Annotated in this window: 23 protein-coding genes; 9 read left to right on the top strand and 14 right to left on the bottom strand. The window is 44.8% G+C overall.

Going from position 1 to position 24,467, the window contains the following annotated elements; genetic code table 11:
- Positions 1-139: 139 nt before the first annotated feature.
- Complete coding sequence (locus OCV12_RS19810; RefSeq protein ID WP_261886998.1) at positions 140-3,292, bottom strand: efflux RND transporter permease subunit; 3,153 nt, start codon at positions 3,290-3,292, stop codon at positions 140-142.
- 11 nt (positions 3,293-3,303) lie between these two features.
- A complete protein-coding gene (locus OCV12_RS19805; protein ID WP_239848530.1) occupies positions 3,304-4,440 on the bottom strand; it encodes an efflux RND transporter periplasmic adaptor subunit in 1,137 nt (378 codons plus the stop codon).
- Positions 4,441-4,700: 260 nt separating this feature from the next.
- Between OCV12_RS19805 and OCV12_RS19800 the strand changes: the two genes are divergently transcribed.
- Positions 4,701-5,144 carry a dCMP deaminase family protein gene (locus OCV12_RS19800; RefSeq protein WP_017058015.1) on the top strand — a complete coding sequence of 148 codons (444 nt, stop codon included), beginning with the start codon at positions 4,701-4,703 and terminating at the stop codon, positions 5,142-5,144.
- 118 nt (positions 5,145-5,262) lie between these two features.
- Here OCV12_RS19800 and OCV12_RS19795 read toward each other — a convergent pair whose 3' ends face one another.
- The 3 genes from OCV12_RS19795 to pepT all read right to left on the bottom strand — a co-directional run bounded on the left by OCV12_RS19795 (position 5,263) and on the right by pepT (position 8,038).
- Complete coding sequence (locus OCV12_RS19795; RefSeq protein ID WP_213865138.1) at positions 5,263-6,105, bottom strand: mechanosensitive ion channel family protein; 843 nt, start codon at positions 6,103-6,105, stop codon at positions 5,263-5,265.
- Between the two features lie 156 nt (positions 6,106-6,261).
- Positions 6,262-6,729 carry a DM13 domain-containing protein gene (locus tag OCV12_RS19790; RefSeq protein WP_261886997.1) on the bottom strand — a complete coding sequence of 156 codons (468 nt, stop codon included), beginning with the start codon at positions 6,727-6,729 and terminating at the stop codon, positions 6,262-6,264.
- Between the two features lie 76 nt (positions 6,730-6,805).
- Positions 6,806-8,038, bottom strand: a complete 1,233-nt coding sequence (pepT, locus tag OCV12_RS19785; RefSeq protein ID WP_261886996.1) for a peptidase T — start codon at positions 8,036-8,038, stop codon at positions 6,806-6,808.
- A 350-nt stretch (positions 8,039-8,388) separates the two neighbouring features.
- Here pepT and OCV12_RS19780 point away from each other — a divergent pair, with 350 nt between their 5' ends.
- From OCV12_RS19780 to OCV12_RS19770, 3 genes are all read left to right on the top strand, one after another.
- A complete protein-coding gene (locus tag OCV12_RS19780; RefSeq protein ID WP_008215590.1) occupies positions 8,389-8,535 on the top strand; it encodes a hypothetical protein in 147 nt (48 codons plus the stop codon).
- Between the two features lie 429 nt (positions 8,536-8,964).
- Positions 8,965-9,957: an aldo/keto reductase gene (locus OCV12_RS19775; RefSeq protein WP_261887150.1), complete on the top strand. Its 993-nt coding sequence runs from the start codon at positions 8,965-8,967 to the stop codon at positions 9,955-9,957.
- Between the two features lie 174 nt (positions 9,958-10,131).
- Positions 10,132-10,866, top strand: a complete 735-nt coding sequence (locus tag OCV12_RS19770; RefSeq protein ID WP_017631333.1) for an RNA methyltransferase — start codon at positions 10,132-10,134, stop codon at positions 10,864-10,866.
- 193 nt (positions 10,867-11,059) lie between these two features.
- Here OCV12_RS19770 and fdxA read toward each other — a convergent pair whose 3' ends face one another.
- Positions 11,060-11,383, bottom strand: a complete 324-nt coding sequence (fdxA, locus tag OCV12_RS19765) for a ferredoxin FdxA (protein ID WP_017631334.1) — start codon at positions 11,381-11,383, stop codon at positions 11,060-11,062.
- A gap of 254 nt (positions 11,384-11,637) precedes the next feature.
- Between fdxA and OCV12_RS19760 the strand changes: the two genes are divergently transcribed.
- Positions 11,638-13,269 (top strand): NAD(P)/FAD-dependent oxidoreductase, encoded by a 1,632-nt coding sequence (locus OCV12_RS19760; protein ID WP_017631335.1) that lies wholly within the window; start codon positions 11,638-11,640, stop codon positions 13,267-13,269.
- Between the two features lie 81 nt (positions 13,270-13,350).
- On the opposite strand, the gene bluB is transcribed toward OCV12_RS19760, so the two are convergent.
- On the bottom strand, positions 13,351-14,019 hold the full coding sequence (bluB, locus tag OCV12_RS19755) for a 5,6-dimethylbenzimidazole synthase (RefSeq protein ID WP_261886995.1): 669 nt from the start codon (positions 14,017-14,019) through the stop codon (positions 13,351-13,353).
- Positions 14,020-14,186: 167 nt separating this feature from the next.
- Here bluB and OCV12_RS19750 point away from each other — a divergent pair, with 167 nt between their 5' ends.
- The 3 genes from OCV12_RS19750 (at position 14,187) to OCV12_RS19740 (ending at position 16,600) form a co-directional block, all read left to right on the top strand.
- On the top strand, positions 14,187-15,392 hold the full coding sequence (locus tag OCV12_RS19750) for a DEAD/DEAH box helicase (protein ID WP_017630130.1): 1,206 nt from the start codon (positions 14,187-14,189) through the stop codon (positions 15,390-15,392).
- Positions 15,393-15,504: 112 nt separating this feature from the next.
- Entirely contained in the window at positions 15,505-15,906 is a 402-nt protein-coding gene (locus OCV12_RS19745) for a PPC domain-containing DNA-binding protein (RefSeq protein ID WP_261886994.1), read from the top strand.
- Between the two features lie 70 nt (positions 15,907-15,976).
- Positions 15,977-16,600 carry a 3'-5' exonuclease gene (locus OCV12_RS19740; protein ID WP_048661139.1) on the top strand — a complete coding sequence of 208 codons (624 nt, stop codon included), beginning with the start codon at positions 15,977-15,979 and terminating at the stop codon, positions 16,598-16,600.
- Between the two features lie 85 nt (positions 16,601-16,685).
- Here the strand turns inward: OCV12_RS19740 and OCV12_RS19735 are convergent, their stop codons facing one another.
- The gene (locus OCV12_RS19735) at positions 16,686-17,522 is read right to left on the bottom strand and encodes a DUF6279 family lipoprotein (protein WP_261886993.1); all 837 of its coding nucleotides are present in this window, start codon (positions 17,520-17,522) and stop codon (positions 16,686-16,688) included.
- A gap of 281 nt (positions 17,523-17,803) precedes the next feature.
- On the opposite strand from OCV12_RS19735, the gene OCV12_RS19730 reads away from it, so the two are divergent.
- Positions 17,804-17,977: a hypothetical protein gene (locus OCV12_RS19730; RefSeq protein WP_017630126.1), complete on the top strand. Its 174-nt coding sequence runs from the start codon at positions 17,804-17,806 to the stop codon at positions 17,975-17,977.
- 125 nt (positions 17,978-18,102) lie between these two features.
- Here the strand turns inward: OCV12_RS19730 and dbpA are convergent, their stop codons facing one another.
- From dbpA to OCV12_RS19700, 6 genes are all read right to left on the bottom strand, one after another.
- Positions 18,103-19,482, bottom strand: coding sequence for an ATP-dependent RNA helicase DbpA (dbpA, locus tag OCV12_RS19725; protein WP_017064348.1), 1,380 nt, complete (start codon positions 19,480-19,482; stop codon positions 18,103-18,105).
- Positions 19,483-19,629: 147 nt separating this feature from the next.
- Positions 19,630-20,538 carry an aldo/keto reductase gene (locus tag OCV12_RS19720; RefSeq protein ID WP_261886992.1) on the bottom strand — a complete coding sequence of 303 codons (909 nt, stop codon included), beginning with the start codon at positions 20,536-20,538 and terminating at the stop codon, positions 19,630-19,632.
- Positions 20,539-20,755: 217 nt separating this feature from the next.
- On the bottom strand, positions 20,756-21,343 hold the full coding sequence (locus OCV12_RS19715; RefSeq protein ID WP_261886991.1) for a hypothetical protein: 588 nt from the start codon (positions 21,341-21,343) through the stop codon (positions 20,756-20,758).
- A gap of 210 nt (positions 21,344-21,553) precedes the next feature.
- On the bottom strand, positions 21,554-22,498 hold the full coding sequence (locus OCV12_RS19710) for a PstS family phosphate ABC transporter substrate-binding protein (protein WP_261886990.1): 945 nt from the start codon (positions 22,496-22,498) through the stop codon (positions 21,554-21,556).
- The gene (locus OCV12_RS19705) at positions 22,498-23,136 is read right to left on the bottom strand and encodes an OmpA family protein (RefSeq protein ID WP_261886989.1); all 639 of its coding nucleotides are present in this window, start codon (positions 23,134-23,136) and stop codon (positions 22,498-22,500) included. Before OCV12_RS19705 ends, OCV12_RS19710 begins: the two co-directional genes overlap by 1 nt.
- Entirely contained in the window at positions 23,136-24,449 is a 1,314-nt protein-coding gene (locus OCV12_RS19700; protein WP_048661132.1) for a TolC family outer membrane protein, read from the bottom strand. The genes OCV12_RS19705 and OCV12_RS19700 overlap by 1 nt, the downstream gene beginning before the upstream one ends.
- Positions 24,450-24,467 lie beyond the last annotated feature (18 nt).

The raw sequence follows: 24,467 nt of genomic DNA, 5'->3' as shown, positions 1-24,467 counted from the left end.
GCGTTTTTATTCACAAGTGGAATAAAAAAAGGCTTAGCGCAATGCTAAGCCTCAGTTTTTATAAGGGATTAATTTTCACAAGGGATTCGTTTGTGGCTTACTTTGGCAAGCAAGCCACCTCCCTTGAAATTAACTTATCCTATTCGTCATCCAGTGGAATCAGTTTGGTATTACCACCGTGTGCCTTCTCACGCTTACGCTGCACGAATGCGTAGAAGCCAGGGATTAGGAACGTACCCGCTAGTAACACACATAGCAGACCACCAATCAGTGAAATACCCAGAGAGTTCTGGCTCACGTGACCAGCACCCGCAGCGAAGATAAGCGGGAAGATACCTAAGATGAACGACCAAGACGTCATGTTTACAGCACGGAAACGTAGCGTACCGCCCTTCACTGCCGCATCTTCGATTGGTGCGTCTTTCTCTTCACGCTCAACTTTCGCGAATTCCACAATCAAGATTGCGTTCTTCGCGGCCAAGGCTATTAAGAGAACCAAACCAATCTGTGCATATAGGTTCAACGGTGTGCCTGTTAGGTTCAACGCCAAGAAGGAACCTAAGGTTGCGACCGGTACTACTAAGATAATCGCAATCGGTATGGTCCAACTCTCGTATTGAGCCACCATGAACAAGTAGATGAAGATCAGTGCCAATGCGAACGCGAAGATCGCTTGGTTACCCGCTAATACCTCTTGGTAAGCCATACCAGTCCATTCGTACTGGTAACCTTGTGGCAGAACTTCTGCAGCTACACGTTCCATCGCCGCAATCGCATCACCACTAGAGTAACCCGGTGCTGGTTGGCCTTGGATCACTGCACTGCGGTACATGTTGTAACGCCATGCTACATCAGGTTCGAAGATCTGGTCGTAAGTAACAAGCGTACTTAGCGGGATCATCTCACCATTAGACGAACGTACGTGGAATCGTTGTAGGTCGTCCATGCTGCTACGGTGATCACTGTCAGCTTGCATGGTTACGCGGAAGTTCTTACCAAACATGGTGAAGTCGTTCACGTACAACGAACCCAGGTTACCTTGTAGTGTTTGGAAGATTTCCGACAGCGGAATACCTAGTTGCTGCGCTTTCTCACGGTCAATGTCGACATAGTAGTGAGGCACGTTCGCACGGAAAGTACTGAATGTGTGTGAAATCTCAGGCTGTTTAGTCGCCTCAGCAATCACGTCATTCATAACCATCGCAAGGTCAGTACGGCTACGACCTAATGTATCTTCAAGCACAAACTCAAAACCAGACGCTGCACCCATACCCGGTACCGCTGGCGGTCCCATAGCAAAAACAATCGCCTGAGGCAGTTCAGTGGCTGCTCGCCCATTGATACGCTGTGAGATAGCCTGCGCTGAATGTTGACCGCCCAGTGCGTTACGCGTATCCCAATCGTGAAGCTTGATGAACATCGACGCACCATTCGATGCAGATGCACCTGTCATGAATGCGTAGCCGTTTACCAGTGTTACACCATCAACACCCGGCTCTTGCTCAACCATCTCTAGTAATTGCTCAGTCACATCTTCTGTACGAGACAGTGATGCCGCGTCAGGAAGCTGCACGTTAACCAGCAAAATACCTTTATCTTCTTGAGGTACGAACGCCGTAGACGTTGTTTTCGCGAAGTAAGTAACAGCAGCCAAAGCAACAACGAAGAAAGTGAACAGCAGAACGCCTTTCTTAACTAAGAAGCCAGCAATTTGACCGTATTTGTTAGTTACGGATTCTAGGCCACGGTTAAACGCTTGGTACCAACGAGCTGTGTTACCACCGCCTTGCTTCAGAACCAATGAACACAATGCTGGTGACAACGTTAGTGCGTTAATCGAAGAGATAACAACGGCGATACAGATAGTCAGGGCGAACTGACGATACATGATGCCGGTAATACCTGGCAGCATCGCAACAGGGATGAATACCGCAAGTAGAACCAAGGTAGACGTAATGATCGGACCCGTTACTTCTTTCATCGCGATAAGCGTCGCTTTACGCGGTGAAATCGTTGGGTCTTTGGCCATCGTGGTATCAACGTTCTCGATAACCAAGATCGCATCATCTACTACAATACCAATCGCCAATATCAGACCGAACAGGGTTACCGTGTTGATGGTAAAGCCCGTCATCTGCATGATGGCAAACGTACCGATCAAAGATACCGGAATCGCGACGACAGGAATCAAGGTTGCACGCGCACTACCCAAGAACAGGTAAGTCACTGCGATTACCAGCAAGATCGCTTCGATCAGCGTTTTTACTACCCCTTTGATCGACTCAGCAACGAAAACTGTCGTGTCGTAACTCGCTTCATAAGCGACACCTTCAGGGAAGTTTTTGCTTAGGTTGTCGAGCATCGCCATTACGGCTTTACCACTTTCCAGTGCGTTAGCGTCTGACTGAAGTGACAGCGTTACGATCGACGCATCTTGACCACGGTATTTACCATTACCATCGTAGAACTTTTTACCAAGCTCAACACGTGCAATGTCTTTTAGATAAACCGTTGAACCGTCTTGAGTTGCACGAAGAACAACATTTTCAAACTCATCAGCCGTTTCTAGTCGGCCTTTTGTTACCAAGTTAAACTGCACTTCTTGAGCGTTGTTATAAGGTGCAGCACCAATACGGCCTGCAGCAACTTGAACGTTCTGCTCTGCCAACGCGCGATTCACGTCTGAAGTGGTGATATTGAGATTAGCCATTTTCTCAGGATCTAACCAAACACGCATTGCGTATTCACCACCACCCAACACATTAACTTCACTAATGCCTGACACACGTGCCAATTGGTCTTTAATGTTTAAGTTAACGTAGTTGATCAGGAATTGATCGTCGTACTCACCGTTTGGCGAATAGAAGTTCAATACCATCAAAAGGTCCGGTGAACGCTTTTTAACGGTAACACCCACCATTCTAACTTCTTGAGGAAGCTTTGATTCGATTTGAGCAACTCGGTTCTGAACGTTGACCTGAGCCATATCTGGATCAGTACCAACATCAAAGGTCACATTAAGGTTATATGAACCATCATTAGCACTCTTAGAAGACATGTAGATCATATCTTCAACGCCGTTAACCGACGTTTCTATGGGGTCGGCTATCGCCTGTTCTACTACTTCAGCACTTGCACCTGTGTAGAATGCGGTAACACTAACAGAAGGCGGGCTGATTTTTGGATATTCCGCCACTGGCAAGATAGCGAGAGAAATCGCACCCGCCAGCGTTAAGATTATGGATATTACAAGGGCAAACTTAGGCCTTTGAATAAAGAAACGACTCAACATAAATAAGCCCCTTACTCAGCTTTTTCAGCAGCAGGTTGAATGCGCACAGACATACCATTACGCACACGCTGTAAGCCTTGAGTGATAACTGCATCGTCCTTCTCTAGTCCAGAGTGAACAATCACACCACCTTCAACCTGACGACCCATCTCGATGTTTCTACGTTCAGCCACAGGAGCAGCTTCGCCTTCAACTAGCACCATAACAAAGTCACCTTCAAGATCAGTTTGAACTGCGCGGCGAGGAATAGTGACAACATCAATAGATTGCTTTTCACGCAGATCAACACGAACGTGCTGGCCAGGAAGCAATTGCTGGTCTGGGTTATCGGCAATCGCGCGCATCGCGATCGTACCAGTGTTTAGGTTGATACGGTTTCCCAAGAAATCGAGCTGACCTAGGTGTTCGAATGCTTCGCCATTTTCAAGCATGATTTGCACTTCAACACGGTCAGAATCGCTGCTGCCGTCACCTTCAATACGATCCATACCTAACTCAATACGCTCACGCTCACTGATGCTGAACGATGCGTGGATTGGGTCTAGGCTAACCAAAGTCGTTAGTACACCTGAAGACGGTGAAACTAGGTCACCTTTACTTACTTTAGTGTCACTGATTCTTCCAGAGAAAGGCGCGATAATTTGGGTGTGAGAAAGTTGGACATTCGCGGCGTTTAACTGAGCTTGGCTTGCTTCTAGCTGTGCTTGAGAACCTAATAGGTTTGCCGTTAATGCATCAAATTCCGATTGAGAAATACTGCCCTTAGGAAGTAGGTTCTTACCACGGTTGAAATCAAGTTCGGCTTTTTTAAGGTTGGCATTCGCTTGAGCAACAGCCGCTTTCGCGCTTGCTACTTCCGCTTCAAATGATGAAGGCTCAATTGAGTAAAGCAATTGACCCTTCTCGACCATTTGGCCTTCTTTGAAGTGACGGCTTTGTAGATAGCCAGAAACCTGCGCCGTGATCGCCGTGTCTTCTACGGCTTCAATACGACCGATGTACGACTTACTTTGCTGGTGAGAAACAACGCTAACATCCTGTACAGCTACGAGAGGTAAAGGCGCTTGCTTGGCATTCTGAGCATCTTGCCCACATCCAGCAAGAATAAGAGAGCTTGCAAGAGCCGTAAGGATTAACTTTTTACGCATGGTTATACCGTCACTTATGAGAAATTGAACAGCATAAAAGTTACGTAACACAATTGCTTCAAATGTCCGAGGAATATCAATTATAACTCGCAAAAGTGTTTCAACGTGTAACGAGAAACCTGATGCTTATAAAACACTTACAAGTAGATAACAAAATCACCTCAAATGAGCCTTTCTCGCTATTGGTAACTAGGTATATTGATTAACATCATGTATCTTCGTAGATAAGTATTCATATTTAATTACTTAAGGTAATTCACATGATTTCAAAATGGGCTAAACGTTTTTATCAAATGGCGGAGCTGGTTGGCTCTTGGAGTAAAGATCCATCCACTCAAGTTGGCGCTGTGATCACCAAACACAACCGTATCGTTTCAGTAGGCTTTAACGGCTATCCTCATGGTGTATCAGATAGCGCTGATACTGATGATCGTGAGATGAAATACCTAAAAACCTTACACGCAGAAGAAAACGCAATCTTGTTTGCTAAGCGTGATTTAGACAGCTGTGAAATCTGGGTGACTCACTTCCCTTGTCCAAACTGTGCAGCGAAGATCATTCAAACAGGTATCTCTGCGGTTCACTGCCCTGAGCAAAGTGAAGATTTCCTTTCTCGCTGGGGAGACAAGATCAAGGTAAGCCAAGATATGTTTGAACAAGCTGGCGTACAAGTCGATTGGTTGCCAATAGCTGACTTAGACTAACTTCAGTTGGTTAATCTGTTTATTGATTGATTAAGAAGATACAAAAAAGCCGAGAGTCGATGATATCGCTCTCGGCTTTCTTTTTATTCGGCTTGTTCATTCACAAATGAAGCGAGGATTATGCGGTAGCTGGAAACTCTTCAGCGTACGCTTCCATGAAGTCTTTGCGGATGTCTTGCTCTAGGTGAATCGCTTTTTCCGTCGGGCAGAAAATCATAAAGTGGACTTCTTGCTCACCCGTTGAACTGCTTGTGATGTGGATATGCGGCTCAGAGCCCGGAAGGTCGACGCCAGCGTGCTTTTCGATTACACCGTTATAACGACGAGCGACATCGATAAACTCTTCACAATGCTCTTCAATTTTGACGATAAGACCCGGCACCATTGGGTACAGGTTAACGAAGTCTTTCACTGTCACCGTAAAGCTATGGTAAACGTAACGCTTCATGAAGTTGAGATTCTTTACAGGATAAGTAAAGAACATGCTGTTAGGCAGCGTCGCTGTCTTTCCTGTGAAGTGGTATTGACCATGATACAAGTCGATTTCTTGAATCACAGTCGCCATCAGATTGTGTTCAATCACCTCACCACTGATTTTACCCACCTCAATCCAGTCACCGATTCGGAATGAACGTGAACTCGCACGTTGAATCGAGCCAGTAAAACACAAGATGATCTCTTTCGAAGCCACAACTATCGCAACGGCAATCGCAGTCACAGACAGAGCAAACTCACTGATTTCAGATTTCCAGAGAATAAACAGCGTAATAACAATAATCGCAAAGGTGCCGTTTTTGGTACGGGACATCCAGTTACGTTGGTCTTCGCTAAGGAAAGCGACATCACCTCTAATGCGAGACAAGGTGATTCGGCGGATGATTAAAATAAGACTGATAATCAGCGCACTAAAAATAAACTTATGAGCGAGTAGGAAATCTATTACTTGCCACACTTTTTCCATTACTTAATCCTTAGCATTACAACAGTGAGCTTTACAACGGCTAGCGATACAGCAGCTAGCAGCTTTAACAACAAAGCAGCCGTAAACGGCATTATAAAAAAGCGCTCAAAAGTAGAGCGCTTTTTTTACATGCCTAAATCAGCTTAGCTAAGGCTATCATTTTATCTGAGCAGAAGTAATAAATTGGCCAAAAGTTTCACACCAAATCACAACGGTATTAAATCGATTAAGATCAACACCTTCTGGAAGCTCAACCATAAATCGGTCGAATGTTTTTACATCTCCCACTCTCAATAAGTCGCTCTTGCTGTCATTGAAGGCTTGTTCGGTTTCAATAAACTTAGGAGAGAGGTAAACCTTGTAGTCCGGCCCCGGAGCCAGCTCGCCTTCAAACGCAATCGCATTTTCTGAAACCGAGACGATGCCCTCTCCCCAGTGTAAGAAATCACTGTCTTGGCGATCTTTACTGAATTCGCCGGTATAAATAGCTTGTTGTGAAATAGCTTCAACTGAACTCGAAGATGGAGAATCAGGTTCAATCAAGATAGGCAATGCATAAACACCAAGCCCAAAACCAACAGCACCCACGGCTAGGTGGGTGCAAAGTAAAACTAACTTTTTCATCGCGTACTCCCTTATGCTTAAAGAGAGTATTATTGAATACTCTCAAAAATACAAAGAGATATCGCGTTATAGGTTGCTATTTCTGGTAATGCAAAGCGGTACGTTGAGACAGTTCCACAATCACTTTTACCGCCTGTTCCATACCTTGGATGGTAATGAACTCATGAATACCGTGGAAGTTATAGCCGCCAGTAAAGATATTCGGACATGGTAGCCCCATGAACGATAGGCGAGCACCGTCTGTACCGCCACGGATCGGTTTGATCATTGGCTCCACATCGCACTCGATCATCGCTTGCTTCGCCAACTCAATAATGTGCTGATGAGGTTCAACCATCTCTTTCATGTTGAAGTAACTATCAGTCAGTACCAACTCAACATGGCCTTTCTCTAGGCGTTCGTTCAGTTCATCGACTTTCTGTTGCATGAACACCTTACGCGCTTCTACACCCTCACGCTCAAAATCACGGATGATGTAGCCTAGTTCGGAACGAGCAACACCCATTTCAGCCGATTTCAGGTGGTAGAAACCTTCATAGCCTTCTGTGCATTCAGGGGTTTCTTGTGCTGGCATCATCAATTGGAACTGCGCTGCAATGTTCATCGAGTTCACCATTTTACCTTTCGCAGTACCCGGGTGAACATTTACGCCATGGCAAATAACATCAGCACTTGTGGCATTAAAATTCTCAAATTCCAACTCACCGACTGGACCACCATCAATGGTGTACGCCCACTCTGCGCCAAACTTCTCTACATCAAACAGGTTTGCACCACGGCCGATCTCTTCATCCGGCGTAAAACCAATGCAGATGTCACCGTGTTTAATTTCAAGATTCGCTTTTAGGTAAGCAATCGCGCTGATGATTTCAGCGATGCCCGCTTTATTGTCGGCACCCAGTAACGTCGTGCCATCGGTCGTAATAAGGTCATGACCATGCAGAGTATCAAGATCTGGGTATTGGCTTGGGTTTAAGCATTCTCCACTTGTGCCTAGCTCAATCGTTCCACCTTGGTAATCTTTAATCACCTGTGGTTTCACGTTCGCGCCGGATGCATCAGGAGCGGTATCCATGTGTGCGACAAAGCCAATCGCAGGTACTGGGAAATCGACGTTCGACGGCAGTTTCGCCATCAAATATCCATTTTCATCTAAAGACACATCAACTAAGTCTAATGCGATCAATTCTGACTTTAAGGCTTCAGCAAAGGTGATTTGACCCGGTGAACTTGGGCACTGCTGATTAGAAGGATCGGATTTGGTATCAAAAGTAACGTAATTCAGAAAACGTTCTACAAGCTTTTCCATAATTCATCTCACCATGGATTAAGTAATTGATTTACTGACTTAATACTTAATATAGGTAAGTATTTTATTGTTAGGAAATTACCTACGCAGAGTCAGTAGCGAGGTTTTTCATCTTACGCCCCTGACCATCTATGTAATTGCTCTAAATCATTATTGTGCGAAATTAGACGAGCTTCCTATACTTGAAATCAGAGGGTTTCGTCAGTTCCAATATTGCATACGGATGATAAGCGATCGCTTTGTACGCATTCTACGCCCTTCGCTCTCAGCCTAAAAAAAGTACAAAGTGGATGATGATCACAATTTATCCCTGATGCAGAATCTGTCATACGTTACACGGAGACACAGTTATGACGATTAATAAGTATTTTATTTTTTCTCCTCAAGCCTCTGAGGAAGCACTTCAACCAGTATTGACTGAGAAAGAAGTTCAAAGGCAGGAAGCTCTAAGGCTCGCGCAATCCCAAGGTGGATTTGATACCAACGCGACCTCGTAACTTGATAATACTCAGAACGTATTTATAGAACCCCTAATAAAGAGCTCTACTTCTCTATGATGTAGAGCTCTTTGTCTTTAGACCTTTCTTCCCTATTTCCAATAAGTCCTATTCAGGCGGCAGCCTATTCGCACTCTTTCCTTTCCGACCTTCGCCCATACCTGCATCTATACCTGCCCCTATAGTTACTCGAGTACATCGCCATCTCACTCGCCACGCTGAGAAATGACTCATTAAACTTCCCCAAGCCATACCTTGTCGTCCCATTTTGTGCTAATAATTCATATTCGTTTTCATTCCTCACTCGCCCTCTTTTCAAATACTTTTATGCGAGTACCAGAGAACTTAACCACAGGAATCCCGAATTCAATGGAATATTCAAAACTAGGAAGTAGTCAAATTCCCGTTTCCCGAATCTGTCTTGGTAGCATGACTTGGGGGCTTCAAAATACGCAACAGCAAGCCGACCAACAGATCGAATACGTATTAAGCCAAGGCATTAACTTTATTGATACGGCAGAAATGTACGCGGTTCCGCCTTCTCCAGATACCTACGGCAAAACAGAAGCGATCATCGGTAACTGGCTGTCTCGTAATCCACAACGCCGCCAAGAGTTAATCATTGCGAGTAAAATTGCGGGGCCAGGACTGCCTTGGGTTCGAGATGGTGGACCGATAACGGGTGAAGCCGTGATCGCCGCAGTTGATGCGTCATTACAACGCCTGCAAACCGACTATATTGATCTTTACCAACTTCACTGGCCAAATCGCACCACTCCTCACTTTGGTAAGCATTTCCCAAATCACATTCGATTCAGCGATATCGACCGAAAGCAACATGAAGCGGAGATGTTGGAGATCCTTCAAGCATTAGCGAGCTGTATTAAGGCGGGTAAGATTCGTCATGTCGGCCTTTCAGATGACACAACTTGGGGCATTAACACGTACCTTAAGCTGAGTGAGAAACACGATTTGCCGCGCATGGTCTCTATTCAGAATGAATTCAGCCTACTGCACGCGAAAGATTGGCCATATTTGATTGAGAACTGTGTGCATGAAGATGTCGCTTACCTGCCTTGGTCACCTTTGGCTGCAGGTATGTTGAGTGGTAAATACATTGATGGTGCAAGACCGGAAGGCAGTCGCTGGACGTACATGCAGCGTAAAGGCATTTTCCGTGACACTGAATCTGCAAACGAAGCGGTGAAAGGATACGTGGAAGTGGCGAACGCTCATGGGTTCACACCGAGTCAACTGGCATTAGCGTGGTGTAATCAAGTCGACGGTGTTACCTCGGCCATTATTGGCGCAACCACCATGGAACAGTTGAAAGAAAACGTGGCGGCGTTCCGTAAACCGCTGTCAGAAGAGATCCTTACCGATATCAACACGGTGTTTAAGCGCTACCCTGCTCCGTATTAAGCTGTCAGTTCAACTTAACTTAGGTAAGTAATCCCATAAGAGCGCGCTATTTAGTGCGCTTTTCTTTTTTAAGTGGGTCGCTTTTGCTTTTTATATGGATCGCATTGAGCCATCACGCTTTTGGTTATCCAACCTTTGCTCTATAATGCGCGGGCTTATATCTAGGATAAAAACATGATTTCAAAAAACCAATTAAAACTCCTTCGTGCTTTGGGCCAAAAGAAACAACGTAAAGCCCACGGCTTGTTTCTAGTTCAAGGTGAAAAGAACGTTCTTGAACTGTTCAATAGTGACTTAGTCGTAAAGAACGTCTTTGCCACTGCTGATTTCTTATCAGAGAATCACGCATCACTGATTGAGTTTGATTGTGTTGAAGCCTCGCTAGACGACCTAACCAAAGCAAGCACTCTAGTAAGTAACAATGCCGCGATTGCTGTGGTTGAGATTCCAAAGGTTGAATTACCAGAAGCGACAGGCTTAATGATTGCGCTGGATGGTGTTTCTGACCCAGGTAACCTAGGTACAATTATTCGCGTGGCAGACTGGTATGGCATTAAGCATATAGTTGCGAGTAGCGATTGCGCAGACCCATATAACCCTAAAACGATCAGTGCAACTATGGGTAGCTTTGGCCGGGTACACGTAAGCCAAACGGACTTACCAGCTTACTTAGAGCAAGCGAACTTGCCTGTTTACGGCGCGTTTTTAGAAGGTGAAAGTGTTCATAAGACTGACTTCACTGCAAATGGCATTTTGCTGATGGGTAGCGAGTCTCACGGTATCCGTGAACATGCAGCGAAGTTCGTTACAGACAAGATTACGATTCCAGCATTCGGTGGCGCTGAATCTCTGAACGTAGCAATGGCGACAGGTATCATCCTTGACAACATGCGTCGTCAACATAGTTAACCAATTCAAAGTTAAACGACTATCCAGAATTCACGGATATAAAGAGCAAGATTCCCTATCTTGCTCGTCTCTCGCAGTAGGGAATGACGTGAAAATACAGTCTCGTGGTAAGTTCATACCAGCCGTCATCCTCGAGAAGGAGGACGACTGAGTCGGGGATCTTTTTAGGGGAGATTTATTTCAAGTAGCAGAATTACTTCTCTAGCATTGCCAACTTATCAGACACACCATTCCACTTTTCAGCGTCATCCATTGGTGCTTTGACTTCCGTTTGCACAGGCCAAATTTCAGCAAGCTCAGCATTCACTTCAATAAAGATCTTTTGATCTTCTGGTAATTCGTCTTCTTGGAAGATCGCTTGAGCATCACATTCAGGTACACATAAACCACAATCGATGCATTCGATCGGGTTAATTACCATGAAATTCGGGCCTTCATGGAACGCATCTGCGGGGCACACGGCCACACAGTCTGTGTATTTACATTGAATACAATTATCGCCTACGACAAATGCCATGATGCTCTGCTCTATAAGTTAGTCAAAATTGAAGAATGGGGATAATACTCATCCCAAAGCAAAATTCAACATCATACGGCTCTAATATCGTGTCTATTTGCTCCATGTTTCCAAATTAGTATGACAGATAAATCAATTTCTCGTAAAATGCGCGCCATTGTGAGCTTATCGCATCTTTAAACATCAGCGTTTTCATCAAACTCTGTGTTAAGAAGTGGTCTAGCTAAGACACCTATAAAAAACGAGACATCGAAATGATACGTTTAACCGAAATTAAACTTCCACTAGACCACGAAGAGTCTGCCATTCAAGACGCGATTGAAGCGAAGCTTGGTATTAACTCTGATCAGGTACTTTCTTTTAATATCTTTAAACGTGGCTACGATGCTCGTAAGAAATCGAAGATCCTACTTATCTACACGCTGGATGTTCTCGTTGAAAACGAAGCTGAACTGCTAGAGCAATTCATCAGCGACCCGCACGTAAAAGTGACTCCAGACATGGAATACAAATTCGTTGCTAAAGCCGTTGAAAACCAAACTGAACGCCCTGTGGTTATCGGCTTTGGCCCTTGTGGTTTGTTCGCTGGTCTGGTGCTTGCTCAAATGGGCTTCAACCCAATCATCGTTGAACGTGGCAAAGAAGTTCGTGAACGTACTAAAGATACCTTTGGTTTCTGGCGTAAGCGTACTCTGAACACAGAATCAAACGTACAGTTTGGTGAAGGCGGCGCAGGTACTTTCTCTGACGGTAAGCTTTACAGCCAAGTGAAAGATCCAAAACACTACGGCCGTAAAGTAATCGAAGAGTTCGTTGCAGCTGGCGCACCAGAAGAAATCCTATATGTAAGTAAGCCGCACATCGGTACCTTCAAACTGGTTACCATGATCGAAAAGATGCGTGCTTCTATCATTGAACTAGGTGGTGAAATCCGTTTCAGCACTCGTGTAGACGACGTTCACATGGAAGACGGTCAAATCACTGGCTTAACGCTTTCTAATGGTGAAGAGATTAAGTCTCGCCACGTTGTACTAGCCGTTGGTCACAGTGCTCGTGACACGTTCGAAATGCTACACGACCGTGGCGTTTACATGGAAGCGAAGCCTTTTTCTGTGGGTTTCCGTATCGAACACAAGCAATCAATGATTGATGAAGCTCGCTTCGGTAAAAATGCAGGCAACCCAATTCTAGGTGCGGCGGACTACAAGCTGGTTCACCACTGTAAGAATGGCCGCACTGTATACAGTTTCTGTATGTGCCCGGGTGGTACTGTGGTTGCTGCAACGTCTGAAGAAGGCCGCGTAGTAACAAACGGCATGAGCCAATACTCTCGTGCAGAACGTAACGCAAACAGTGCGATCGTTGTTGGTATCGACCCAGAACGTGATTACCCAGGTGACGCACTGGCTGGTATCCGTTTACAACGTGAACTAGAAAGCGGTGCTTATGTTCTTGGTGGCGAAAACTACGATGCACCAGCACAAAAAATCGGTGACTTCCTGAAAGGTCGCGATCCAAGTGCGATCGGAGAAGTACAACCGTCTTTCACGCCGGGTATCCACTTGACAGACATTTCAAAAGCGCTACCTGATTTTGCTATCGAAGCGATTCGTGAAGCAATCCCAGCGTTCGAGAAGAAGATCAAAGGCTTCTCTACACCAGACGGCCTACTAACAGGTGTTGAGACTCGTACATCTTCTCCTGTATGCATCAAGCGTGGCAAAGACTACCAAAGCATCAACCTTAAGGGCTTCTTCCCTGCAGGTGAAGGCGCAGGCTACGCAGGCGGCATCCTGTCTGCTGGTATCGACGGTATTAAAGTTGCTGAAGCTTTAGCACTGTCTATGGCAGAGCAGAACCAAGCTGAGAAAATTGAGATCGCTTAAGGTTTCGGTTTAAAGCAAATATCAAAAAGGGCTCAATGAGCCCTTTTTTAGATCTTAATATCAGTGTTTCTGTTGAAGCATTTACTTTCCATCAGTCTGCAGCTGCTCAGGATTCCACTTACCTTCATGAATCGCTGAATTAACGTCTCTTCTTGGTAACCAACCCATGGTTTCAAGTTCGGGTTTATCTTTGAAGTGGTCAACGTAGCCGATACATAAGTACGCCACGATATCGATATTTTCTGGGATATCTAATGCGTCTCTCAGTGTTGAATCATGTAGGATGCTCACCCACCCTAATCCAAGGTTTTCGGATCTTGCCGCAAGCCACAAGTTTTGAACCGCACAGACTGTGCTGTATAAGTCCATCTCTTGTTTGATGGTTCTACCTAGCACGACCTTTCCAGTTCGATTACGGTCGCAAGTCACGCAGATGCCGATAGGTGATTCAACAATACCTTCCAACTTTAAGCGCTTATACATCGCCTGCTTCTCGTCGGTGAACATTTCAGCGGATTCTGCATGCGCTTGATTGAAGCCCGCTTTAATTTGTTGCTTGGTTTCGATATCACGAACAACGACAAAGTCCCAGGGTTGCATAAAACCGACACTAGGCGCATGGTGCGCGGCGGTTAACACTCGCATCAAAACGTCTTCTGGGATCTCATCAGGAAGAAACTGACCACGAACATCTCGGCGAGAAAAAATCGTTTTATATACTGCTTCGCGTTCATTCGGCGTAATTTCCATACTTCCCTGTCTTATCGTCGTCTTATTGAGCCAGTATTATCCAACTAAAGTGTCTATGTTACTAGCGGTACACAAGCAACATGGTAGAATGCCGCCATTAATCTTATCCTTGTATAAGATTGTTGGACCTTTCCATCGCTATTTAGCCAAATCATACCGAGAAACTTATGCCATTTTCCAAGCTTGGATTAAGCTCACCTATTGTTAAAGCCGTTGCAAAACAAGGCTATGAAAAGCCAACTTCGATTCAAGAAAAAGCAATCCCGATTGTTCTTTCTGGTAAGAACCTTATTGCGGCAGCACAAACAGGTACAGGTAAAACTGCGAGCTTTGTTCTCCCTATCTTAGAAATGCTAAGCAAAGGTGAAACGCAGCGTAAAAAACGTATTCGCGCCGTGATTCTTACACCAACTCGTGAGCTGGCTGTTCAGGTTGAACAGAACATCACTAAGTACGCGAAGTTCCTAAACCTAACATCATTAGCGATGTACGGTGGTGTGTCTTACCAACATCAAAAAGATCGTCTGATTGAAGGTGTTGATATTCTGGTTGCAACACCTGGCCGTTTGATCGACATGTACGGACAACGTGCCGTTCACTTTGATGAAGTTGAAGTATTAGTTCTTGATGAAGCTGACCGCATGCTGGACATGGGGTTCATTGAAGACATCAACAAGATCATTGCGCGTTTACCACAAGACATCCAAAACCTACTGTTCTCAGCAACGCTTTCAACGCCAGTTCGTGCGCTAGCGAAAAGTGCTATCAGCGAAGCGGAAGAGATTTCAATTGCGAAGACTGACGCGTCTAAAGCAAACATTGAACAATGGTTGGTAACAGTAGATAAAGACCGTAAGTCAGCACTGTTGAGCCACATGATTACCGAAGGCAATTGGGATCAAGCGCTTATCTTTATCGAGACCAAGCACGGCGCGGCTAAGTTGGTTGCTCAACTAGAGAAACGTGGCATTCAGGCTGAAGCTTTCCACAGTGGACGCAGCCAAGCGATCCGTGAAAAGATCTTGGCTGACTTCAAGAAAGGTCGCCTAAAATACTTGGTAGCGACTGGCGTTGCTGCTCGTGGTATCGATATCGATAACCTAAGCCGCGTAGTGAACTACGACTTGCCTTTCCCAGCAGACGACTACGTTCACCGTATTGGTCGTACAGGCCGTGCTGATGCATCTGGTGAAGCGATCTCTTTCCTATCAAAAGACAACTTCAAAAACCTGTGCATTATTGAAAAGCGCCTTGGTCACCTGATTGAGCGTCGTGTAGTGGAAGGTTTCGAACCACGCAAAGAAGTGCCTATTTCAGTGCTGAACTTCGTTCCTAAGAAGAAAAGAGAACAGCAAGAGAAAGAAGGCAAGTAAACTATCAAAGCTTAACTGGCTGCGATAACGAGCTAGCTAACCTATGACCTAAACGAAGCCGTATGTGGCTTCGTTTTGTTCTTTGATACACAGATAAAACCGAGGTATTGAGATGATTACTCCTATCGCAACGAGATTAACCCGAGGACAAGACCTAAAGCTCGAGATCCAGAGGCTAGTGACAGCGCATAATATCTCGGCAGGCTCTATCGCATCTTGTGTCGGATGTGTTTCTCAACTCAATATTCGCTTAGCTAATGCCAACAATACCAAGCTAGTTCAAGCTCCGTTCGAAATCGTATCTGTGATGGCAACGTTAACGCCTAACCACCAGCACGTTCATATATCCGTTGCTGATGAGAGTGGTGATGTGATTGGCGGGCACCTGCTAGAGGGGACGATTATCGCAACCACCGCTGAATTGATTGTTCACCGCTACGATACTTTGACCTTCAACAGAGAGCATGATGATACGACGGGTTACACTGAGCTCACTATCAGCAGTGGCACATAGTAGCTTAACTTGTAATAGCACCAAGCGCCTCATATAAAGCGATACCACACAATAGCAATTAGGAAACACGATGGCTCCCAACTCCGCAGACTCCGTTATCGTTCTCGATTTCGAAACCACAGGCTTATCACCAAACATGGGTGACAGAGCGATTGAAATCGGTGCGGTGAAACTCGTTAACGGCGAAGTCGTCGACACCTTCCAACAACTCATGAACCCAGGGTTTCGTGTCAGTGGATTCATTGAAGGTTATACCGGAATCAGTAACCGTATGTTAAGCACAGCGGCCAGTTGCAGTGAAGTGATGGAAGAGTTTGCAGACTTCATTCAAGACAGCCAACTTGTCGCTCACAATGCCTCATTTGATAAGCGCTTTCTTGATGCGGAATTAGATAATATTGGTCGCGATTACAATGGACAATTTGCATGCTCAATGCTGATTGCTCGTCGTCTAATCCAAGACGCACCGACTCATAAGCTAGGCGACCTTGTGCGTTTCAAGAATATCGACAATGACGGCACTTTCCACAGGGCGTTAGCCGATTCAGAGATGACAGCACGCTTATGGTTATTGATGATTGATGAACTGCAAAGCGACCACGGCATTCAACAGCCAAGCTTTCAACTGATGCAAAAAATATCGAAGACAGCGAAAGGCTCTATTCCAAAGCTGTTGATGAGTAATCGAGGTTAAAACCCTTACCATACGATAATGATTGAAAGGCTGATGGGTTTAACACGATCAGCCTTTTTAGTTATTAACGAAGCTTACTTGTACCCTACTCCTGCAGTGTCACCAGTGTAGATTTGAGGCTCTCTAATTCATTCATGAAATAAGACCATTGCTTATCACTACTGGTTGCGGCGATATCCGCCAAGAATTTGGCTGATGTCTGCATATTCTTATTAAGCTTAGATTCCAATTCGTCTGGATAATAAGCTTCGTTGTTCAGAAGCAAGTTCATAATAATTGGCTGAGCGATATGCAGGTCACTCTTCTTTTCCATCAATGTTGTGAGATCTTGGTAGGTATTATTTTGATATTGGCGCCAGTTATCGTTGGTATTTACCCACTCTTGAGACCAAGTAAAAATAATCTGCTTTTGTTCTTTCGATACCGACCCTAGCCATCGCTCTAGTCTCTCTTCTATCCGATTTCGATATCGCTCTCTGGAATCTTCGTCATTCAACGACAATCTTTCTTCGTAATAGTCTTGCTGCTTTTCTCTAAAGTTTTTTAAGAACTCGCTATCTTGCTTAGCGCTAAGTTGCATACTTAACGAGTAAACATCGGGTGCAAACTTATTAACGATCGAGCGAATATGATTTTTAATTTGCTCACTTTGGTCGACGATAAACGCAGAGTTCATATCAGGACGAGTAATACTTTGAAGCGCTTCTAATTGCGAAATGTACAGTGGGAGTTGAGTTTCTTTATGCCAGGCTTGCAATGAGTCTAGACGGGCTTCTAACTCGGACTCTTGACTATTAGATAAGGAAACAAAGTCTTCGATATAGCTGACCGCAAACCAACTGATATTGTTATAGGCGAATTTAGTCCCACACCCAGCAAATAGGAAGCACACCAATAACATTAACCAACGGCATTTTCTCATTACACCCTCTCACAAACTTCTACTGATCAGCGAACCTGTAAACAGCTTTATCAGATTCACTCTTGATCTTATAACATTAGCTATAAAAGCAGCTGTTCGTAAAAACTTTCAGATAAATTGAGACTTAACCTTGCTAAACCATCTATTTAGGCAAATGATTAAACTAAAAATAATTAACGGCAGTGATGTAACTTGAATTTTATTACTCATTTGACGTAATACGAACCCTATAAAAGAAACGGGGTAGCGTTTTCAAATGATTGATATTTGGGAGGCAAGCTATGGCCGCTATTCCTGAGCACCCAAGCGATTTAGAATATGAGCTTTGTTATTTTGATGATGGTTCAATAACCACAATCACGATATTCGTTCACAATCGACAGGAAGCGATGAATTGGTATGTTAGCGAAGGAAAACATATCAACGATCTTTATTCGATAAGACCCGATGAATAATGCTTTGATATAGAGGACTAGGTCGATAAACCTAAGAGAAGAAACTTGAGTGGCATTTTGTGAAACACCCTTTACCGCTTCGCCGTTAATAATGGCAGCTCGCAGTAAAGGGCTTCAGTCTCGAATTACTTCAGGATTCGGGCGCGGAATTGACGACCCTTCATTTTACCTGATTCAATCTTGTTCAGTGCTTTCTTAGCGACAGAGCGTTCTACAGCAACGTAAGCACGCATTGCAAATAGGTTGATCTTACCTACTGATTTACCATCAATACCACCTTGACCAGTCAATGCACCAAGAATATCGCCTGCACGAAGCTTAGCTTTCTTACCGCCATCAATCTGAATGGTTACCATGTTTGAGTAGTACGGCTTAGCAATAGGTTTTGCTGGAAGCTCAGATGGCTCAATCGGCATATCCATGTACTCATCAATTTGAGCAACACGGTACATCTCTTTCTCGCTAAAGAAGCTGATAGCGACGCCTTTGCTTCCTGCACGGCCAGTACGACCAATGCGGTGTACGTGAACTTCAGGGTCGCGAGACAATTCAAAATTGAATACAGCGTCTAGGTTATCAACATCAAGACCACGAGCCGCAACGTCTGTCGCAACTAGAATCGAGATCGTTTTGTTTGAGAACTGAACCAAAGCTTGGTCACGTTCACGCTGCTCCATATCGCCATGAAGTTCGATGACACTGAAACCACGGTGGCTTAGCTCATCGTTTACGTTCTGCACTTCTTTCTTGGTGTTACAGAACACAACCGCAGATTCCGGTTGGTGATGAAGTAGCAGCAACTCTAGAGCGTCATCACGAGCTTCAGAACCTTCTAACTTATAGAAGTGTTGCTGGATGCTTGAGTGATCGTGCGTTGATTCAACCTTCACCATTTCTGGGTTACGCATAATGCGGTCTGCAACAGATTTGATCTGTTTAGGGAAAGTTGCACTGAATAGCAGAGTTTGGCGTTCTTTTGGCGCCGCTTCAATCACTGCATCCAAAGCGTCTTGGAAACCCATCTCTAGCATGCGATCCGCTTCATCTAACACAAGTGTATTCAGCTCAGACAGGTCAATGCGACCTTTCTCTAGGTGGTCAAGAATACGACCAGGAGTGCCCACAAGAATGTGTGCGCCATGCTCTAGTGAACCAATCTGAGGGCCCATTGGCATACCGCCACATAGTGTCAGCACTTTAATATTGTGAATACCACGAGCAAGAGTACGGATCTCTTTTGCTACTTGGTCTGCAAGCTCACGAGTCGGACATAACACTAAAGACTGAACACGGAAACGCTTAACGCGTAGGTTCTGCAGCACGCCTAAACCAAAAGCAGCTGTTTTACCTGAACCCGTTTTACCCTGACCGATAACGTCCTTGCCATTTAGGATAGTAGGAAGACTTAACGCTTGGATCGGCGTCATTTCAGTATAACCAAGAGAATCTAACGTATTTAGAAGCTCTGGTTTAAGGGCGATTGAAGAGAATTTTGAAGTGCTCAATGGAAATATCCAACTGGTGAAAAACAGAGTGCATTATGAGTGTTTTTGAAAATTATTCCACCTTAATCACAGTTTTGAAGCAACATGTTAGGCGAACACAAAAAAGCCAGCTTCTTAGCTGGCTTTTGCTTCTATGTAAATTGCTTTCTATGGCACACCATGACCTTTAGATGCTACCCATACGCGGTACCACTGCTCGCGAGTCAGTTCAATTTTCAGTGCATCAACAGCCGTCTCCACACGTTCAATCTTACCTGAGCCAATAATCGCAATTGGATTAGACGGTAAACGACGAACCCAAGCGTAAATCACTTGATCAACGCTGTCTGCACCCACTTCTTGACGAATCGCTTCTAGCTCATCACGAACACGAATCGCTTGTGCTGAATCTCCACTGAAGATGCTACCACCACCAAGACAAGACCACGCCATTGGGCGAATGCGGTTCATCTGCAGTTGATCTAGCGTGCCATCATGGGCAACTTCGAAGTTCAGTGGGTTAATTTCAACTTGGTTAGTTACTAATGGCTTACCAAGGCGAGATTGAAGCAGTTCGAACTGACGCGGTGAAAAGTTAGAAACACCAAAGTGCTTAACTTTACCGACTTTATGCAGCTCTGCGAACGCTTCTGCTACTTCATCGGCATCCATCAGTACATCTGGGCGATGAATCAGCAATACGTCGATATCGTTAACACCGAGGCGCTCTAGTGAGTTATTTACTGATTGGTAAATATGGTGCGCGCTGGTGTCATAGTGATTGATCTTACGATCAGGAGTGTGGTCACCACACAAATTGATATCGCACTTGGTGACGATTTGAATATCATCACGAAGGCTCGGCTCAAGCGCTAATGCTTCACCAAACAACTTTTCACATTGGTAGTTACCGTAGATATCCGCGTGATCAACAGTTGTGATGCCAAGATCAATGTGCTGCTTAAGGAAAGTCAGGCGTTGTTGCGGGGTCATGCCCCATTCAGCTGTACGCCAGTATCCTTGCACCAACTCAGAAAGTTCTGGGCCTTGTGGCGCTGTCGTTACTCTTGCAACCATGGGTTGTCTCCTTTATCAATACTGAACGTATCCTATGCTCGTTTTACCGAAGGCTCAACGTATAACAAATGGCAAAAGTAAACGCTTGCCAAAAATGTGAGAGCCACAGAAAAACGAACACTAAAATGAATAATAACTTGCTGTCTGCCCGTGAACCTTTATTCCAAAAGGCTTATTCTCTCTAATGAATTACGAAAGCATCTATAAATTTGAGCAATTAAAAGCGATTTAGTTCAACTGTTAAGTTATCACCATCACTGTGTAACTGAACCCGAGGAGAAGACAAACTAGCATTCGATGAGCTAGGAACGTTCCATAAACTCACTTGATCAGATGAATGGTGTGGCGCATTAATAAATTCTACTAGCTGCTTATCTACCTCATCAAAACCAACGCCCTCACGTTTTGCGTGTTCGAGTTGAGCGACGACATCAAACTCATCTTCCCCAATACGAATAAAACTCAGAGCAAAGCCATCTTGACGAAGGTAAGCCTGAAGCTTGGTGTAACTTAGGTTTGAATACGGCAAGCTTATGCGGACTACTTCAATGCTTGATTCACTTAACTCCAGTTCAACGTAAACATCCAGATCGTAATATTTGGTTTGGTCACTGCACAGCAGAGTGCCTTCTATGTCACCACAATCCATGAGATCGATATCGTTAATATAGTTTTGAGCACTTGGCTGATCTGAACTTGTGTTGAATACCGTTCGCAGCCACCAGCTTTCGGTTGCTTGTACGGAGAATACAATGGCATTCAAAACCAGTAACAAAGGTAAGATTAAGGTAGGAAAAGTTCTCATGATTGTGCTTATTTTGCGCGATAAGAACCGTCCATTATACGCGACCAATCAACAAACAAACGCCAGAGCCACAAATTTTAGGCGAAAAAAAACGGGCATACATGCCCGCTAGATAAATTCTATCGCCGAATAACGTAATTCGTCACGTTGAGAACCATTACGGAACTAACAATACCATTCCCATGCCTCACATACAACACATCATACCAATTATTTATAGCCACCTTCTATTGCTGGCTCTTCAAGCGATAGTCTTACTTTATTACGTTGAATGGCTTCTGGCGGCAAACTGATGAAACCGTATTGATTCAACACGCTTTGATGTTCTTCCGACAAAGTAAGCCCAACAAAGAACTTCTCTTGCTCAGTAAACCCTTTACGATGCGCTGGAATATTCAGGTACATGTAATAAACCGTGGCTAATGGGTAACGACCAGAGAGGATCGTCTCTTTGTTTAAGTCGTAGTTCACACCTAGATTATCAACCACACTCAGCCATTTCACATCTGAGATTTGATCTGAGTAGACGGTGTAACCAATGGCGGCATCCTCGTCTTCGATCTTGTTAATCAGATCCGGCAGATCCGCTAAGAATTGAGTATTCGCATACTCTCCGTCAGATCCACACTCGACCCAACTAGAAAACGTAGTATGGCCTTGCAGATTATGGTCGATAGCGAAAGGCAACATGTGTGTGTCTAGGCTTTCACCACCTCGAGTGTCACTACTTGGCGTCCATTTGGGATGTTTAGGGTCGTTAGAGCAACCAAACACATCGATAAGTTCAGCGACACTGATGGATGTTGCAGGGTTATTCTCATTCGCTAAAATCGCAATCACGTCGGCGGTAAACATCAGCTCTGTCGGCCTATAGCCGTAGCGCATGTCGAACCTAGCCATCTCTTTGTCAGTCCACTTTTTGGAAGTAATACCAACGCGTGAGCGTTGCATGATCATCTGCTCTGGGACGCTATCACTCAGCAAGATATCTAGATCGATCTCTTGGCTCTTAAGTAAGTCTTCAACAAGGCCCTGCATATTCGGCTCAATTGCGACCAAACCAATTTCACTGGCATCACTTGCGAACGTCGATGCCGAGAACAACATAGGTACAGCAGCAAGTAGTAAGCTCGATTTATTCGATAGACGTTTCATTACTGGCCTCCTACTGGGTCAATCGATGTCTTAGATTCCACATCGCTGTTACTGTCGAGCTGCATCTCTGAGGTGAAGATATTCCAAGATGGATTCACTTCCATGCTCTCTGTTTTTAACACTGCGATGGTCCTGCGCTTACGCTTATGAAGATGCTGAGTTAAGCTGGTTATTTGGGTAAATTCTTGTTCGAAAATTCGCTCACCATCGATGCCTCTGTCAATCAGTGCATCTCGAATCACGCCAGTCCTTTTCTTCGCCAGTGCCTTGTTATAAGTGTTTGTACCCTCAGAACTGGTATCGCCAACCAAAGTCACCGATGCGTCTGGCTGTTCTCCCAGTAAACGAACAAGTTCATTGAGTACCGCAGTATGTTCAGGTTTAAGGGCGTACTTATCGAAATCAAATGCCACGCTTAACACTTCAACATCTTCGACGATTTTCCAATTGGCACAGCCTTTAATATCTACCGTTACGCCTTCTGGAGTATCAGCACAAAGATCGCGTTGGTTAATCACCCCATCACGGTCATCATCCGCTAGATCATCAATTTGATGACGAGTCATTGTCGTGTCGGGCGTTTCTGCACAACCCATTAGCAAGATAGAACTAAGTAGCGCTAGTTTAAAATATCTCATTACTTGTTCTCCCCTTGCCACTCTTCTGGGTGTTCAACCCTTAATGCGTAGGTCAACATGCCCATCGCGTTCAGTACGCGGTATGCCGCTAACGTTTGATCGTATTCAGTGCTGATGAAGTTTCTTCGAGCCAAGAACACTTCCACTTTTGCATCGAGTACATCCAACAGGCTTCGTCTACCTACATTAAATTGTTGGATGTAACCCAGTTCTGCAATTTTGGCCGCGTCCACGTTCTGTTGAAGTAGAGACTTTTGTTGTTCAAGCATTTTGTAGGCGTTCCAAGCAAGTTGAGTACCCTCTTTCACTTCACGCTCGGTTCTCACGCGAATCGCTCTTGCCTCTTCAACACGCCATGCTGACGATTCAACACGAGAGTCAGTAGAGAAGCCGTTAAACAGATCATAATCCATGGTCAGCATGATTCTCGCGTCTTCATCAACACCACCCGGTGGGTTAGACACGTTGTCATTTTTGTTGGCATGAAGTTCCAGTTTTACTTCTGGATAGTAATCGCCTTTCTCTCTACGCATCTCTTTCCGAGCGGCATCGATATCAAGCAAAGAGGCTTTGATTTCTGGGTGATTCTCGACAGCTTGTTCAAGTGCGACCTGTGCTGAGCTTGGTAATAGAGCGTAATCAAAACGGGGATAAACCAAATTTACAGCAGGCTTGCCCACTAAACGTAGGTACTGAGTTTGCAAATCAAACAGGTTGTTCTGAGCAGCTATCAATGAAGATTGCGCCGTCGCAACACGAGCAGAGATTTGAGCCAGATCCGAGTTACTACTTAGGCCTTTACTCTTTTTATCTTGGATGTCTTGATAGATTTCTTGATGCTCTTTTACATTACGCTTGGACAGTTCAAGCAGCGTCTCAGCTTTCAAGATATCGAGATAGTTTCTCACCACATCTAACGATACATTTTCAGCACGTGAAATCAGGGTTAAACGTTCAGCCTCAGCTTCAAATGTTAGTCGGTCGACGTTCGACGTTGTTTTAAAACCATCGAATAGTAACTGGGAGACTTTAACGCCGATTTCTGTTCGCGTTAGTCCACGGTCATCAGTGTCAAGTTTGCTACCACTGTTATAACGCGTCTCTTCATAACCTGCAGCCGCGTACAGATTAACTTGCGGCATATACAAACCGCCTGCAGCGTCACCGTCTCTTATCACCGACTGGTATCGGGAGTACTGCGCCAATATCTCTGGGCTGTAGTCTATGGCAAAGGCCACGGACTCTTCCAATGAGGCTGCTTGAGACAGTCCGCTCATTAGTAAGCAAGAAGAGAGTAAGAATTTTGAATGCATTACACTTCCTTTTATATT

The organism is Vibrio pomeroyi (genome assembly GCF_024347595.1).
Classification (GTDB): domain Bacteria; phylum Pseudomonadota; class Gammaproteobacteria; order Enterobacterales; family Vibrionaceae; genus Vibrio; species Vibrio pomeroyi.
The sequence above is the reverse complement of the archived record's forward strand: the minus strand, read 5'-3'. Positions and strand labels throughout refer to the sequence as shown.

Excerpts from the sequence above, each read along its gene's own strand:
- OCV12_RS19810 (WP_261886998.1), bottom strand. The coding sequence starts at position 3,292 with ATGTTGAGTCGTTTCTTTATTCAAAGGCCTAAGTTTGCCCTTGTAATA.
- OCV12_RS19805 (WP_239848530.1), bottom strand. The coding sequence starts at position 4,440 with ATGCGTAAAAAGTTAATCCTTACGGCTCTTGCAAGCTCTCTTATTCTT.
- OCV12_RS19800 (WP_017058015.1), top strand. The coding sequence starts at position 4,701 with ATGATTTCAAAATGGGCTAAACGTTTTTATCAAATGGCGGAGCTGGTT.
- OCV12_RS19795 (WP_213865138.1), bottom strand. The coding sequence starts at position 6,105 with ATGGAAAAAGTGTGGCAAGTAATAGATTTCCTACTCGCTCATAAGTTT.
- OCV12_RS19790 (WP_261886997.1), bottom strand. The coding sequence starts at position 6,729 with ATGAAAAAGTTAGTTTTACTTTGCACCCACCTAGCCGTGGGTGCTGTT.
- pepT (WP_261886996.1), bottom strand. The coding sequence starts at position 8,038 with ATGGAAAAGCTTGTAGAACGTTTTCTGAATTACGTTACTTTTGATACC.
- OCV12_RS19780 (WP_008215590.1), top strand. The coding sequence starts at position 8,389 with ATGACGATTAATAAGTATTTTATTTTTTCTCCTCAAGCCTCTGAGGAA.
- OCV12_RS19775 (WP_261887150.1), top strand. The coding sequence starts at position 8,965 with ATGACTTGGGGGCTTCAAAATACGCAACAGCAAGCCGACCAACAGATC.
- OCV12_RS19770 (WP_017631333.1), top strand. The coding sequence starts at position 10,132 with ATGATTTCAAAAAACCAATTAAAACTCCTTCGTGCTTTGGGCCAAAAG.
- fdxA (WP_017631334.1), bottom strand. The coding sequence starts at position 11,383 with ATGGCATTTGTCGTAGGCGATAATTGTATTCAATGTAAATACACAGAC.
- OCV12_RS19760 (WP_017631335.1), top strand. The coding sequence starts at position 11,638 with ATGATACGTTTAACCGAAATTAAACTTCCACTAGACCACGAAGAGTCT.
- bluB (WP_261886995.1), bottom strand. The coding sequence starts at position 14,019 with ATGGAAATTACGCCGAATGAACGCGAAGCAGTATATAAAACGATTTTT.
- OCV12_RS19750 (WP_017630130.1), top strand. The coding sequence starts at position 14,187 with ATGCCATTTTCCAAGCTTGGATTAAGCTCACCTATTGTTAAAGCCGTT.
- OCV12_RS19745 (WP_261886994.1), top strand. The coding sequence starts at position 15,505 with ATGATTACTCCTATCGCAACGAGATTAACCCGAGGACAAGACCTAAAG.
- OCV12_RS19740 (WP_048661139.1), top strand. The coding sequence starts at position 15,977 with ATGGCTCCCAACTCCGCAGACTCCGTTATCGTTCTCGATTTCGAAACC.
- OCV12_RS19735 (WP_261886993.1), bottom strand. The coding sequence starts at position 17,522 with ATGAGAAAATGCCGTTGGTTAATGTTATTGGTGTGCTTCCTATTTGCT.
- OCV12_RS19730 (WP_017630126.1), top strand. The coding sequence starts at position 17,804 with ATGGCCGCTATTCCTGAGCACCCAAGCGATTTAGAATATGAGCTTTGT.
- OCV12_RS19720 (WP_261886992.1), bottom strand. The coding sequence starts at position 20,538 with ATGGTTGCAAGAGTAACGACAGCGCCACAAGGCCCAGAACTTTCTGAG.
- OCV12_RS19715 (WP_261886991.1), bottom strand. The coding sequence starts at position 21,343 with ATGAGAACTTTTCCTACCTTAATCTTACCTTTGTTACTGGTTTTGAAT.
- OCV12_RS19710 (WP_261886990.1), bottom strand. The coding sequence starts at position 22,498 with ATGAAACGTCTATCGAATAAATCGAGCTTACTACTTGCTGCTGTACCT.
- OCV12_RS19705 (WP_261886989.1), bottom strand. The coding sequence starts at position 23,136 with ATGAGATATTTTAAACTAGCGCTACTTAGTTCTATCTTGCTAATGGGT.
- OCV12_RS19700 (WP_048661132.1), bottom strand. The coding sequence starts at position 24,449 with ATGCATTCAAAATTCTTACTCTCTTCTTGCTTACTAATGAGCGGACTG.